Origin of the sequence: Motilimonas sp. E26, assembly GCF_021278025.1 — a bacterium.
GTDB lineage: Bacteria > Pseudomonadota > Gammaproteobacteria > Enterobacterales > CBDFNC01 > Motilimonas.
Window position 1 is genome coordinate 1 of sequence record NZ_JAIBHJ010000046.1, and the last position, 14,191, is coordinate 14,191.

Genomic DNA, 14,191 nt, shown 5'->3' on the forward strand with positions numbered 1-14,191 from the left:
ATTTTGAGCTGTCTCACCCCACGGGACAGCTATCCGCATTATTACAAGGCATATGGTCAGCCTCTGTCTCTGAGTTGCAATCTGAACCAATAACAAAGTCTCTGTATACCGATGCCAGCAGTGGCATACTTTTCCACCTTGGCGGAGACATCAAGATAGGAAGCAAATTGCTGCCACCAGGCGTTATTTTTCAACCTGTCAGCAAGGTCTCCGAGCAAATTAGTCTTTTCCCCGGCACACAACTGGCAGGTTTACGTTTTCATCCTGCCATTGGCTATGGCGTCTTAGGTCAGCATTTCGATCATCCAACACCACTAACTGCGAATATTGACTATTTTGACGACCTTAAAGCGCTTTATTCACACTTACAGCTTATAAATAATAACCAAAGCCGAATCGACACTCTTTGCTGCTGGGCGAGAGAGCACATGACGCTTAAGCAAGTCATTCCTGAATCATTGCAACTCGCTTTAAAACATATTGCTCTTGATGCAACATTAGCAGACTTAGATAGTCAGGTCTCCTTGAGCCAAAGACAAATTGAGCGCCTGTTTAAACGTTGGCTGGAAATATCACCGAAACAGTACCAGCGCATTTTACGAGTCCAAAAAACCATTAACTATTTGCGTGAACATAAAGCAGTCACGTTAGTTGATGTTTCGCAGCAATTTGGCTTTAGTGATCAAGCTCATATGACAAGAGAATTTCGCTCAATCGCCAGTATTACCCCAAGTAAATTGTAGGTAGAGTTGATGCTCTATACCTAAGCAACCTAGAGATGCTTGATTTCAGCAAGATTTTACACGCACTTTGGCAAGACATTGAATTAATTGCAGGTAATACCTTGCCCTTATCAAAAATCACGTAGCATAAACGCATGTAACTGCACTTTGAGGGCTTCGCCCTTTTCCACTACGCTGTTACGCTCATTTGAAGGTGTCTACATTCCTGCATTAGCGTCCTAGTATTGAAAATACGGCGGAGCTCTGAAACATGCACCTTCAAGTTGATTGGGTATAGACTATTAGCTTATCCATCATTCGAGTTGCGTTATATACCAACAATAAGGGGGTTTGATGAATAATCAACATTTTGGTTCATGTCTTTGCGGTAGCACTAAATATACGCTTTCAGGTGACTTTCAGTCATTTTTCTTATGTCATTGCACTCGATGTCAAAAAGGTACGGGCTCTGCACATGCCGCTAATTTGTTTGCAACCGACAGCTCGTTAACTTGGTTGCAGGGAGAGTCTAATGTCAAGATCTATCAATATCCTAACTCATTACATAGAAAAAGCTTTTGTCAAAATTGTGGATCTGCATTACCCACATATATAAAAAACATAAATTGCGTGGTTGTACCCGCTGGCAGCTTGGATAGTCCGGTTCCCATTTCGCCAACCGCGAAAATATTTGTATCTAACAGTGCAAGTTGGCTTAAAAATACAGGCTATGTACCTTGCTTTGATGGGTTACCAACGTAATCAGAGGAAGCTCTGGGCGCATCTAATGCACAATTAGGGGTAGGAAGGCCATATTTACTGAATAATGTTGCCAGTACACCAGACCGATATAACTTGGCTAATAGTTGGTCAAGTTTGTCACTATCAATTGGTGAGTTTTGAAATAACAGGTAACGTCTCTGGTTATGGCGATCTACTCGCTCTGAAATAAGCAGCTTGTTATAGGCCTGAGGATTGGTCACAGCTAAATAGGCTAAACTTGCGCTAGAGGTGATGCCAATATCCCCTCTTCCTCTTAAAATACCTTGTATTACAACATACTGGTTGCTTGAAAAGGCGATATCAAACTGCCCTTTTAGCCACTCCTCATCATTAATGTTATTGGCAAAATTGTAGTGGAATCCCGCCACTGCTAGGATTTTTTTAGTTGTAATGCTATCAAAGTAGGTTTGATCTTTGGCTTTAGTTTTTAAGGCAATAAAACGCTCTTTAGATTCATACAGCACACAGGCACTTGATCGTAAAGACAAGCCTGGGAACCAAATCTCATCTTGAAGAGCGACGATATGCAGGCTTTTTCCTTGTACTTTACTGTGCAGTCTTTTTATTGGGTAAAGCTTACTCACAAACAAATAATCTTGCTGAATGTCATTAAGCGCATGAGTGATATCTAACGCTAGCCCTTGAGAAGCATCAATGAAAAATGGCGGTTGTTGAGTGTCAGGTAAGCCAACCTCAACCATCACCCTACTGTAAATAGGCAGGCTTACCAGCAGTAAAAATGATGCTAAGTACTTGTTCATTAGTTTATTCACCTACAAACTGTTATTGTTTAGTCTAGTCGGTTTAAACTGGTTGACGCTTCTTTTAGCATGCGTAAGTTGACAAGGGCAAGGCTCATGCGCGGCTTAACTTAAAGTGTGCTCTTGCTTGCCTGAACGAGTGCCATCTATGAGTTTATGGCAACATTAGGTTCGGGTTTTATACGAATCTTTCTCAATACCATGCTTCTTCATCCTGAGGTAAAGTTTTTTTCTTGGGATCTGCAAATAACTGGCAGCATCCGCGACACGCCCTGCATGCAAAAATAACGCATCTTCGATCACTTGTTTCTCATAGTCATCCACTAATTCATCAAGAGGTGACTGAATTTCTGCTTGGTTATATAACCTTTCCTTATTGATTAATTTGACGATACCGATAGCATACAGCTCCGCAATATTACGCAACTCGCGTACATTACCCGGCCAATCATGAGCACGCAGTAACGCTAAGTAACTTTTCTCTACTTGCGGCAAACTTTTGCCTAATTTTTTGCAGCTTTGTTTTAAAAAATAATGAAACAACACCGCAATATCATCTGGCCGTTGCTGTAATGGTGGAACATCAATCACGCCTTGATTTAATAAATAATACAACTCAGGTTGTAATTGATTAGCTTGGATTAACGCTTCTGGCTGACAATTAAAAATAGTCACGACACGTGGTTTTGATTGATTCAAACGTTCCAAATGCAGTAACTGCTGCGCTAAATGCCGCTGCATTGTTTCAGGTAATTGCTCTATCGCTTCAATTAACAGTACACCGCCGCGGGCTTGCGCTATTTTTTGATCTATTTCCTCTAAGGTGCAGTCAGGCGTTGCTCTTAACTCAATAAAGGGGCTATTTTTACCACCTTGACTGACATGATGAATTAAATAGGCGATGGTGTGACGACCTACCCCCGATTCACCACTTATAACCACATGGCTATTCAGCATCGCGTATTGGGCAACATGCTGTCGGATCTGCTCCATATGTGCCGATTTACCAATCAACTCATGTTTGATTGAGCGCACCACTGATGTTTTATGTTCAATATAGTGACGGCGCAATTCAAGATGCTTTTTCACTAAGCGGAGTAATTCAGGAGGATCGATGGGCTTTTCCAAAAAATCTACCGCGCCCAGCTTAACTGCTTCAACCGCCATTGGAATGTCGCCATGACCGGTGATCACTATCACTGGAATGTTGTCATCGAGCTCTTTTATTTGTTTCAGCAAATCCATGCCATTCATTTGCGGCATATACATATCAAGCAACACCACGCCAATCCAATCAGGTTGTAACCAGAGTAAGGCTCTCGTTGGGTCGTTGGCCATTTTTGTCGTGAGGCTGATAATCGACATTAAATGAGCATACGCTTCCAACACATCCTGATCATCGTCAACCAAAAGCACTGAAAATGAATTATTCATAAGGCAACTCCAAAATGACCATCGCGCCCCCAGCTAACGTGGAGCCAAGATAAATTTGACCATGCATTTTTTCAATTAATGATTTACAAATACTTAAGCCCAGACCTAATCCAACCGCTTTTGTCGTGGTAAAGGGAATAAATAGCTGTGTCACTACTTCATGGTCAAAGCCAATGCCTGAATCGCAAATCGCAATGCGATGACAAGTTGGATCAGAGCCTAAATAGATCACCTGCACTTGCTTGTCCGCTGTTCCTGATACCGCTTCACAAGCATTGACAATAAGATTAATGAGTACCTGCTCCAAACCAAGGTTGTCAGCAATGACATTCAGTGGCACCTGAATATGATTTGTAAGGCGCACTTGTAAACGTTTGGCTTGCACCTGAGTTAATAGCAATACTTGCTCTAACACGCTGGCTAGGCTCACCGAAGCTAACGGCTCATCTTGGTTGGTTTTGCGAGCAAAATTGCGTAGCCCATTGACCATTTTCCCCATCCGCTCAGCTAAGTTTTCAACTTGTTGCAAACTAGGTATAACTTGATCGACTTGTTTATGCTCTGCGGCCAACTTAGCACTGTATAAATAGGCCGACATGGCATTCAGAGGTTGATTTAGTTCATGAGCCAAGCTGGTCATGGTTTGACCAACCACGGCCATCTTAGCGGCTTGCAATAACTCGTTTTGTGTGGCTTTTAGGTGTGCCTCGGTGCGCTCTCGCTCTTCTATTTCCGCCACCAGCTGCTGATTTTTTTCGCGTAATGATTGTGTTTTCTCTTTAACTCGCTGCTCTAAAATGCGCTGCGCTATTTCTTGCTCGGTCACGTCGGTAATCGTGATGATCAGCTTATCCTGTAAACCTTGGGTATATTGTCTCAAATACAAGCGAATATAATAGGGATTATCAAAGTCTCCTAAACAAAGCGTGATCATATCTGCCCCTGTAGTCAACAAAACAGAGTCTGGTAAAAATAAACGTTTCACTTGTGGTTGCACCGACGCAGAAAAACACTGCCAAAAAGCATGATGACGACTGTCTTGAACAATATTCAAACTCTCGTGTGCGTTAGCATTGGCGGATTCAATGATGCCGTTAAGATCGCAGGTAATCAGACTCGCTTGGGTATTATTAATCAAGCTTAGCGCGTTAGTTCGTTCCATTTCGGCCGTTTTCTCACCATATTGGATCAGCTTTTCACTGATCTGGCCGATTTCATCTTTACCATCCACCACAATCGGATGGGATAGGTCATTCTTAATTATGGCGTCTAAACTGCGGCTTAAATTATTCAAACGACCAATAATGCGACGATGAATAAAGTAGTAGGTGATAAACAAACTAATGACTATCGACAAACTAAAACAAGCCAGCAAAATGCGATTGCCATAGGACACCAATTCAGTGGTTTGTAGTTTAATCTGCACAAAGACCTCGTCCGCATTATCCACCAGCGAAGCGATACCGTGATGCAGTTGCGCCACTTGCCCTTTAATCTCCTGCTCCGTGGTGGTTAATTGACTATTTAAGGCCACCATATTGGTTAAATGACGATGCAAAGGCCCCTCTAGCTTTAATACATCGACAAGTTCACTTAATAACTGCTGATAAGCAATAGATGCCGGTTGGCTAAAGAGCGGCACACTTAAAGTGTAGAGTTCATCCAGACGAAACTGCAGGATCTTAAGTCCATTATCAACCTGACTATGATTATTAACTGATAGTAGCTCACTAAAAAAGCTGAATATTTGCGCCTCACTGTCCAATATAGATTGTAACGAACGTAATTCTGCGACCAACGCGACGGTTTTATCTCGCGAGATTTCACGCTCTAATTGCCATTGGATCTCTTGTCGTAAGGGCACTAACTCAGAACTAATATCTTGATGTACCCATTGCACTTGCTCTTGTAATAATGCCACCTCACGCCTTTGGTCTATCCCCTGCGATACTAATAAGCTAAACCGTTCACTCATGGCATGCAGCTGCGCATAACCGGATTTTAGCTTTTGCTGTTCGGTATTCACTTCTAAGTCATCAAGTACTTGATTGATAGCCGTTAGATCTTGATCTAACCGCATCACATATTGCTCTAAAGCGACTTTATTTTCTGCATGCGATATCGAATCAATGTGACGACGGATCTCAGCACTACGACTCTCTAATAAATAACTGGCATTGTATTTGGGCACACTTTTACCCAGTAACACCCCCACTTGTCCTTCTAAACGACTCCAAGTCGTCCACGCCACTAAACTTACTACCAGCAATAGTAGAGTGCTTAGGGCAAAGGCAATCCCTAAACGGGCACCAATGGTTTGATGTTTAGGCATGGTCATGGCGTCGCCACTTGATTGAGTTGCTTGAGCTCGTCGCCAGCTTGCAGCAAAATCTGCGCAAGTGCTTTTTTCCAGTGGTGAGAAGCCTCTGTAATGGCCATAGTTTGCGCGGCTTGCTGACTTTCGTTTTGCCCCGAAGTCGTTCTGGGAAAAGTTTGCTTAAGGATGGCTAAATCTACTTCACTTACAGGAATGCTGAACACCTTAGCTTCAATCTCATTTAATTTGGCCAGCATCGCAGGCTTATCGGCAAATTTAGTCCGTGCATGGTTAATCGCCAACCAGGTATCCTTTAGCTGTGGTAGCCGCTTAGTAATAGCAAGTTCAAACAGTAGATTGACCCAGGTTTCCCTTTCCGAGATCACCTTCATCGTGAGCTGCGTATGCCGCTCATTGAACACAGAGCGTTCATTAACAGCATGCTTAGCAAACGCGCTATTATCCATATTAGCTTGCACTGATTTTGACAGTAAAAACTCAATAAACGCTTGGGTGTATTGATCCTGCGGAGCACGCTGAATTTGCGCAATATAGGTTGGCATCAAAGTAAAGGCGTCATCGTATTTGAAACGAATAAAGTCCAAGTTTTTTTCTAGGGTCATAGCATAGCTGTCAATGGTTGGACCGATGCCAAATTGCCCTTTAGCCACGTAGTCACTGACGCTAAAGCTACGCGATGAAATGGTGGCTAAATTGGCACCTACATTAAGCAAAATACGCCAACCTTGTTGCCATCCATATTTCGCCAAAATGCTTTCGATCATTAATTGCGTGGTGCCTGATCGACTAGGTGTACTCATAGTAATGTGGCCAAAATAGCGAAAGTCTGCCAAATCAGTAAAGGCGCTCGGCGCCGGTAATTGATGGGTGGCTAAATAGTCAGTATTCCAAATTAATCCCGCTCCGGAATAACCTATCGTCACCACTTGATCATTAGGCGGTAAAATATACGGCGCTAGCCAAGCGGGTGTTTGCGCTTGATTATCAAAATGGGCGAGCTTACTGCTATCCGTCAGATGCTGCATGAGAAAGGGCGATGAGCTCAATACTAAATCTATGTTTTTATTGTAACTTTTATTAATTAATTGAATGCTTGATTGAGTACGACGATGGACAATTTGGATATCCACATTCTTATGTTGCGCTGAAAATTCGTTGATTAATGGCAATAACGGCTCTCTTGAGAAGGTGGTTAAAATCACCAACTCATTACTGTTAGCACCAGCGTAATTAGCCCCTATACCTTGGCCAATAATCATCATAAAGCATGTTAAATAACGCCACCGAACTCTCATAAGCTGAAACGCCTTTTGCTAATAACCACGAAAAATGTGCGTTCAATCAAAACTCTGCCACTTGACTAAAAAACAGCCAAATAGCCGTTGAGTCATAATTGACGCAAGACTACTCAATCAAAACCTATTTTATCAGTGAACCGATCACACTCCTTTTGCAAATGTCCCTATTTTGACTCTAGCACACCCTTCATTTGAGTCACTTTTATCCCAAAACAAGGGTTTTGTTCTTACTAGTCCTTTTCTAAATACTGCCCTTCGACAAAACAAATCACATTATTTGTACTAGGAGAGCATCATGCTTAATTTTTTTAAAACCCGTCCAGATCTGCCGCTTTCGGATAGCTCTAAAGGGGAAATGCAATCGCGTTTTAAACGCTACCAATGGCAAGTCTTTATCGGCTTAGTTTTTGGATACGCTGTTTTTTATGTTGTTAGAATGAGCTTAGGTTTAGTTAAAAAACCCATGCTGGACGCAGGTATCGTCTCCATTGAAGAGCTGGGTATTATGGGCTCTGCTTTCTTCTTCACTTACGCGATAGGTAAATTTTCCAACGGCTTTTTGTCGGACTACGCCAACATTGGCCGGTTTATGTCAACAGCCTTATTCTTATCCGGTTTAACTGCTGTAGCCATGGGCCTCAGCACCACTGCGTTTTTCTTCATTTTACTATGGGGTATTAACGGCTGGTTCCAATCGGTTGGCTCTGCGCCCTCTTGTGTATCCCTGTTTCAATGGTTCTCACCAAAGCAACGTGGTAGCCGTTACTCAATTTGGGGTGGTTCGAGAAACATTGGTGAAGGTATCACTTGGATCTTAACTGCCTCCCTAGTGAGCTATTTTGGCTGGCAAGCGGGTTTCATTGGCGCCGGTATCGCAGCTGTATTCGCTTCAGGTATCATGTACCTACTACTTAAAGATCGCCCTCGCACTTATGGTTTACCTGATGCAGCAACGGCGTTTGATGAAGAAACGGAGATCAAAAAAGCGCACGATCCTAAAGAAACACGTCGCGCACAAATCTTCATCCTTACCCAACCGACAGTTTGGTTAATTGCACTCGCTTGTGCTTTTATGTATATCTCTCGCTACGCTATGTCTTCTTGGGCGGTATTATTCCTCCAAGAAACAAAAGGTTATTCATTAATGGATGCGGGCTTTGCGATGTCTACCTACCCTATCGCAGGCCTCGCCGGAGCTATCCTCTCGGGTATCATTTCTGACAAACTATTTAACGCTAATCGCCATATTCCAACTTTGTTATATGGACTCGCAAACATAGCGGGTATGTGTTTGATGTTCTTTGGTCCTGATAACCGTGTAATAGACGCTGTAGCCCTCGGCCTTATCGGTTTTGCTATTGGTGGCTTAGTGGTGTTTTTAGCAGGCCTTACCGCTTGTGACTTAATGCCAAAGAATGCCGTTGGTGCGGTGAAAGGCTTTATCGGCTTGTTCTCATACCTTGCGGTATCAGCTCAAGAAATCATCTCTTCAAACCTCATTGAAATCACGCAAGTAAATGGCGCAAACAGTTACGACTTCTCACATGCGCAATACTTCTGGTTGGCGTCAGGTGTCGTGTCGTTAATCCTCGCTCTAACCGTTTGGAATGCGAAGAAAATAACCGACATTGACGAGCATAAACAAGCCTAAATCAACACACGTTAAGCTGAAATGCTAAACCCAATCCGCAGGGGGCTTGCCCCCTGTATTTCCCTTTTCAATCTATCCCATTCTCCCGTTTATTAAGGATCTTCCTATGCGTAAAACTAAAATTGTGGCCACACTTGGTCCTGCTAGTCAAAGCCGCGAAACATTAACCCAACTGATCCAAGCCGGTGTTAACGTGGTGCGTCTCAACTTTTCACATGGTAGCTCGGAAGAGCATATTGCTCGCGCCAACTTGGTTCGCGAAATCGCGCAGCAGCTCAATGTTCATGTTGGCGTACTGGTTGACCTGCAAGGACCGAAAATTCGCATCGCAGGCTTTAAAGACGGACCAATCAAACTTGCCGCAAACGACGAGTTCACCTTAAATGGTCAATTAGACCCACAACAAGGTGATCAAACGCAGGTAGGACTCGATTACCCTCAGCTAATTCAAGATTTGGCAGTGGGTGATACCCTGTTACTGGATGATGGTAGAGTGCAACTACAAGTCGAAGCGGTAAATAAAAGTCAGCAGTGGGTTAAAACGCGCGTACTTAATAGCGGCGTTTTGTCTGATCGTAAAGGAATCAATTTGTTAGGGGGCGGTTTATCGGCGCCAGCATTAACCGAAAAAGACCAACGAGATATCCTCACCGCAGCTAAATTACAAGCCGACTTTTTGGCTATTTCTTTCCCAAGAAACGCACAGGATATCCATCACGCGCGCAATCTCGCCCAACAAGCAGGCTGTCGTGCTCACCTTGTTGCTAAAATCGAACGCGCTGAAGTGGTTGCCAATCAGCAAAGCATGGATGAAGTGATCCAAGCATCTGACGTGATCATGGTGGCCCGTGGCGATCTGGGCGTAGAAATTGGCGATGCTCGCCTAAGCAAAGTACAAAAACAACTGATTTCACGAGCCAAAGCATTAGCTAAGCCAGTGATCACGGCCACTCAAATGCTGGAATCAATGATAGACAACCCACTTCCCACCCGCGCCGAAGTAATGGACATAGCCAATGCGGTGCTTGATGGCACAGATGCCATTATGTTATCGGCCGAATCCGCAGCAGGCCAATACCCAGTAGAAGCGGTTGCGGCCATGGTTCGCATCACCCAAGGTGTCGAAGCAGATATCACCCTGTCATCTGATTGCTGGCAAAATTTACTACATCAATGTGACGATATCGGCAAAAGCTTTGCCCTTTCCACCATGCTTTGTGCAACACAAGTCGACCACAAGCTCGGTATAGCAATATTAACGAAACAAGGGAAAACGCCATTATTGATGTCGCGCTGTCAAAGTCAAACCCCCATTTGGGCATTATCGGACGACCCAGCGTTATTGCGTAAACTTGCCATTTTACGTGGCGTCAGCCCCATACTCTTTGCAGCCAAAGAAAATGCGATAGCTCCCTTATCACAACAGGTCGCCAACCTACTCTACAAGAATGCAAAGAGCGACGATATTTCTTCCCTATTAATGGCACAGTTCGACTCAGTGGAGGCGGCAGGTAATATCAATATGTGCGAACTTATAGCGTTGCCCGTTACAGCAACGGTAGCGGCTTAATAACCCCAGATGTTTAGCCCCGCACTGGGCTGAACTTATCAACAAACTCGTATCGGGAATAAAACTCAAGCAGTGATTGTATTCCCGATAAAATCAAACCTTATTTTTCTTAACATATAACCAAATTCTCACTATAGAAATGAATTTACCCATCTCAGCACAGATAGCTGAACCTAGCGAACAAAGTCGTTAGGTTATGGCTATTGCTCATTTTATTGTTTATAACATTTAATTTACATCCATCTTCAATAGCTTATAATTTTCCGATGCGTAAATTCTTAACAATACTTCTCATCATACTGCTCCCCCATACTGCTTTTGCATCAGAAAAGCTGGTCGTTGGTCAGTTTTTTGGCTGGAATGGCCAAGTGAGTGATCTGCAAGTAGAGCCCCTTACCCATCTGGTATATAACCATCTCGACTTGACTGAAACAGCGAGCATTAATGTATTACTTCCAAAACAAGAGCTTAAACACCTCACAGCTTTACACAAACTAAAGCAACGTAAGCCGAGTTTAAAATTGCTCGCGAGCATTGGTGGCTGGGCATTATCTAAAAATTACCCCCTTGTCACATCCAATGAGAAGCTATCCCAACAATTTATAGACAACATAGGGACATTGTTATCAGAAGGCGTCTTCGACGGCGTTAGTATTGATTGGCGTTACCCCGGTGTCAGTCGTGAAAGTACGGTAGGCAATAGAGATTCTGATGGCGGCAATTTACTGGCTTTAATCATCCGTATCAGAGAAACCTACCCAAACATACCTCTTTTTATGACGGTTTCTGTTTTAACTGACGACCTCATTTATCTCCCTATCAAACAAATAAGCCAATATGTTGATGCTATTGAAATTTTATCGCTAGACTTGGCCGGACACTGGCAAAATAAAAGCGGGCATTCGTCGCCTTTATTCACGCCAAAAGACAGCCCTGCCATTTTTACCGGCAGTCTTGATGAAGCAGTTCAACACCTATTAAACCAACAAGTACCCAGTGATAAACTCATTGTCAGCATTCCTGCTTTTGGTCATGGCTGGCTTGGCGTTAAAAACAACAATCAAGGGCTTTTCCAGCCATCAGAGTCGATCCCTAAAGGTGACTATACGCCAAAGGGGCAGCCTAATACTGGCTTATACAGCCAACAAAGCATTCAAGATCTTTATTTTGCTGAAAATTATCAGTCTTACTGGGATGATCAAGCCAAAGCATCATACCTTTTCAATATGCAGACAGGACATTTTATTAGTTTTGAAAGCACTCGCTCGCTGAAAGAAAAAGTTGCTTACATTAACCACTATCAGCTTGCTGGCATGAGCATTCAAGACTTAGGCGCAGATGTTAGCTTAGTTACACAAGCGGCTAATTTGCTTAACACCAATAAACTGCCTGCTATCGATACCCACCAGATAAATTTAAAGTTAATTTCACTCACTTTGCTATTGCTATTAAGTGCCGGTTTTTTGGGGTTTTACTGGTATCGACGCGCGATTAATCACAACCAGCAACAGCAAGAGATGGCCAAAGAGTTATTGCATTTACAACTACAACAAGCATCCTTACCGACGACCTCCAACGAAGACATTACTGAACTAAAGAAAGAATTAGAACAGCAACAACAAAAATACAATTTAACCTTAGAAGACCAGTCCATCACCGCTCAGCTGCAACAAATGATGGGTCACTTAAGCTCTCACCTCCAACAAGTGACCAATGATCCTACATTACTTTCCGAACTGCATAAAATCAGCAGTAACAAAAATAGATTACTTTATATCCAAGCTGAAAAAGGATACACCGGCTTATATCTCCATAATCAAGATAAACCAGAGTACATTTATACACGATTGAAGCAACTTAAACGCTACTATGACGATGAATTTTTAGTCCAAATTCATCGTTCATACCTCGTCAGTGCGCAAAAAGTAGAAGGTGTTTTTGAGAATAATGAAGGCAAGCTGATGATTCAAATTGGCAATAAAACGTTACCCATTGGCGGCAGCTATATTGCAAAGCTACAACAAAATTTCAACCATTGGTTCAACTAATTCACCTAGCTTAATCATAAAAACCAGATCACGAGGGTACATTAAATTATTAAGGTGCCCTCTTGCTTATCCCTACACTTTACCTCCCTTGTTCTTCAGCAAAGCTTTGCGACTTCGGCCGTTAATAACGCACATAAATACGACTGCTTTTTTGTCTATACAAAAATGCCTCAAAACGCTCACTCAGATATTAAATCTGACTACGAATGACCAAAAAACAAGCTTAACAATTCACAAAAAATAAATATTTATACATTTAATTCAAAGCCTTACAAGCATTCATCTTTCAATAATTTTTCACGAAATTCAATTTTTCAACAATGCAGAAAATCAAGCTGCAACCCCTGTAAATACTCAGTGCTATTTAAATTCATGAAAAAACCGAGCCTCCACTCTAGCCAGAAAGCCTTAAATCCATCCATCATGATGGCGGACCTAAACAAATGAAAAGGAAATCAAATGAAATGTTTTAAGGTAAAACCTCTCGCATTAGCATTCACTAGCATTGCTACTTTGGTATTTAGTCATGCCAGCTTTGCTGAAAATACAGAGGCTGAGAAATACAAGACCATAAAGGTAAACTGCCAAAAATCCCCCCTAGCCCTGCAAAAAGCACTGGCTAAAAAACATAATAAATCGCTCAAATTAGTTATCGCGGGGACATGCTCTGGGCCTATTGAAATAAATCGAACGGGTAAAACAATACTTCAAAGTTCGAGCAGAGAAAAAGCAGTGATCACTATGACAGATGATTTAAATTCTCCATATGCCATCACGGTGAACAGTAGCAATGTTACTTTAGCTAATCTCCATTTTAACTTGCCTAACCATAACCGTATGCTCTCGATTAATCACAATGGCGTAGTTCACGCAGAAAGACTCACAAGTGGTTTTCACCAAGGCGATACTCAACAAAAACCCCATATCCATCTACTTGGTAATAGCAGCCTGATCGCCGAATATTTGCAAGGTGTGGACATTCGGGTTAGAGGTAACTCTTATGCTCAATTTGATAAAGGCAACCAACTCTTATCACTGATTATTAGTGACACATCTGCAACGTTGGCGAAAAATGCCAGTGAATTTGAACAAATACAGGTGTGGGGTAATGGCCATTTAGAAAGTAATGACGGAGTATCGATATCTAACCTTGCCTTGTATGGCCAATCCAGCGCAGAAGTGCTCAACAGCCAAGTTGACACTCTTACCTTAGGCGGTAGAACCATGTTTGCGGCTTACGAAAACTCCACAGTTACAGGCCCGTATAGCTTTTACACTAACAACTATATTTTCGAGATAGTCAGTTCAAGTTTAAATAACTGGACCAGCCAATCTCACCCTAATGCACTTATCTCTGGGTTCAATGCAACGGTCAATGGCACAACCTATCCTGACTGGAGTTGGTCTGGCGAGGATGGCTCGTTGAACAACCACTAATAGCGATGAAGGTTGGCTCTATTTAATTGAGCCAGCCTTAAAGAGTCTCTGTTGAGCTTAAAACCTATCGCTACCTAGGGTCTGTTGATCTTTGCTGTATAGATTTTGTTCAGCAGTACATAGGCAGCCACATTATAGCAAACGCCAGT

At 42.6% G+C, this 14,191-nt stretch carries 10 protein-coding genes; 6 read left to right on the plus strand and 4 right to left on the minus strand.

Annotated elements, in window-relative coordinates; all coding sequences use genetic code 11:
- Together K1M91_RS20535 and K1M91_RS20540 are read left to right on the plus strand one after the other, a co-directional pair.
- A partial coding sequence (locus K1M91_RS20535) for a helix-turn-helix domain-containing protein (RefSeq protein WP_232804131.1) occupies window positions 1–743 on the plus strand: 743 nt, incomplete at its 5' end.
- A gap of 333 nt (window positions 744–1,076) precedes the next feature.
- Window positions 1,077–1,484 (plus strand): GFA family protein, encoded by a 408-nt coding sequence (locus tag K1M91_RS20540; protein ID WP_232804132.1) that lies wholly within the window; start codon window positions 1,077–1,079, stop codon window positions 1,482–1,484.
- On the opposite strand, the gene K1M91_RS20545 is transcribed toward K1M91_RS20540, so the two are convergent.
- The 4 genes from K1M91_RS20545 to K1M91_RS20560 all read right to left on the minus strand — a co-directional run bounded on the left by K1M91_RS20545 (window position 1,451) and on the right by K1M91_RS20560 (window position 7,333).
- The gene (locus K1M91_RS20545; RefSeq protein WP_232804133.1) at window positions 1,451–2,266 is read right to left on the minus strand and encodes a hypothetical protein; all 816 of its coding nucleotides are present in this window, start codon (window positions 2,264–2,266) and stop codon (window positions 1,451–1,453) included. The genes K1M91_RS20540 and K1M91_RS20545 overlap by 34 nt on opposite strands.
- A 165-nt stretch (window positions 2,267–2,431) precedes the next feature.
- A complete protein-coding gene (locus tag K1M91_RS20550) occupies window positions 2,432–3,700 on the minus strand; it encodes a sigma-54 dependent transcriptional regulator (RefSeq protein WP_232804134.1) in 1,269 nt (422 codons plus the stop codon).
- Window positions 3,693–6,038: an ATP-binding protein gene (locus tag K1M91_RS20555; RefSeq protein WP_232804135.1), complete on the minus strand. Its 2,346-nt coding sequence runs from the start codon at window positions 6,036–6,038 to the stop codon at window positions 3,693–3,695. The genes K1M91_RS20550 and K1M91_RS20555 overlap by 8 nt, the downstream gene beginning before the upstream one ends.
- Window positions 6,035–7,333, minus strand: coding sequence for an ABC transporter substrate-binding protein (locus tag K1M91_RS20560; protein ID WP_232804136.1), 1,299 nt, complete (start codon window positions 7,331–7,333; stop codon window positions 6,035–6,037). The genes K1M91_RS20555 and K1M91_RS20560 overlap by 4 nt, the downstream gene beginning before the upstream one ends.
- A gap of 298 nt (window positions 7,334–7,631) precedes the next feature.
- Here K1M91_RS20560 and K1M91_RS20565 point away from each other — a divergent pair, with 298 nt between their 5' ends.
- The 4 genes from K1M91_RS20565 (at window position 7,632) to K1M91_RS20580 (ending at window position 14,042) form a co-directional block, all read left to right on the plus strand.
- The gene (locus K1M91_RS20565; protein ID WP_232804137.1) at window positions 7,632–8,987 is read left to right on the plus strand and encodes an MFS transporter; all 1,356 of its coding nucleotides are present in this window, start codon (window positions 7,632–7,634) and stop codon (window positions 8,985–8,987) included.
- Window positions 8,988–9,093: 106 nt separating this feature from the next.
- On the plus strand, window positions 9,094–10,557 hold the full coding sequence (pyk, locus tag K1M91_RS20570; RefSeq protein WP_232804138.1) for a pyruvate kinase: 1,464 nt from the start codon (window positions 9,094–9,096) through the stop codon (window positions 10,555–10,557).
- Between the two features lie 266 nt (window positions 10,558–10,823).
- On the plus strand, window positions 10,824–12,605 hold the full coding sequence (locus K1M91_RS20575) for a glycosyl hydrolase family 18 protein (protein ID WP_232804139.1): 1,782 nt from the start codon (window positions 10,824–10,826) through the stop codon (window positions 12,603–12,605).
- A 459-nt stretch (window positions 12,606–13,064) separates the two neighbouring features.
- On the plus strand, window positions 13,065–14,042 hold the full coding sequence (locus K1M91_RS20580) for a hypothetical protein (RefSeq protein WP_232804140.1): 978 nt from the start codon (window positions 13,065–13,067) through the stop codon (window positions 14,040–14,042).
- Window positions 14,043–14,191: the final 149 nt, after the last annotated feature.

Excerpts from the sequence above, each read along its gene's own strand:
- pyk (WP_232804138.1), top strand. The coding sequence starts at position 9,094 with ATGCGTAAAACTAAAATTGTGGCCACACTTGGTCCTGCTAGTCAAAGC.
- K1M91_RS20565 (WP_232804137.1), top strand. The coding sequence starts at position 7,632 with ATGCTTAATTTTTTTAAAACCCGTCCAGATCTGCCGCTTTCGGATAGC.
- K1M91_RS20555 (WP_232804135.1), bottom strand. The coding sequence starts at position 6,038 with ATGACCATGCCTAAACATCAAACCATTGGTGCCCGTTTAGGGATTGCC.
- K1M91_RS20545 (WP_232804133.1), bottom strand. The coding sequence starts at position 2,266 with ATGAACAAGTACTTAGCATCATTTTTACTGCTGGTAAGCCTGCCTATT.
- K1M91_RS20550 (WP_232804134.1), bottom strand. The coding sequence starts at position 3,700 with ATGAATAATTCATTTTCAGTGCTTTTGGTTGACGATGATCAGGATGTG.
- K1M91_RS20560 (WP_232804136.1), bottom strand. The coding sequence starts at position 7,333 with ATGAGAGTTCGGTGGCGTTATTTAACATGCTTTATGATGATTATTGGC.
- K1M91_RS20580 (WP_232804140.1), top strand. The coding sequence starts at position 13,065 with ATGAAATGTTTTAAGGTAAAACCTCTCGCATTAGCATTCACTAGCATT.
- K1M91_RS20540 (WP_232804132.1), top strand. The coding sequence starts at position 1,077 with ATGAATAATCAACATTTTGGTTCATGTCTTTGCGGTAGCACTAAATAT.
- K1M91_RS20575 (WP_232804139.1), top strand. The coding sequence starts at position 10,824 with ATGCGTAAATTCTTAACAATACTTCTCATCATACTGCTCCCCCATACT.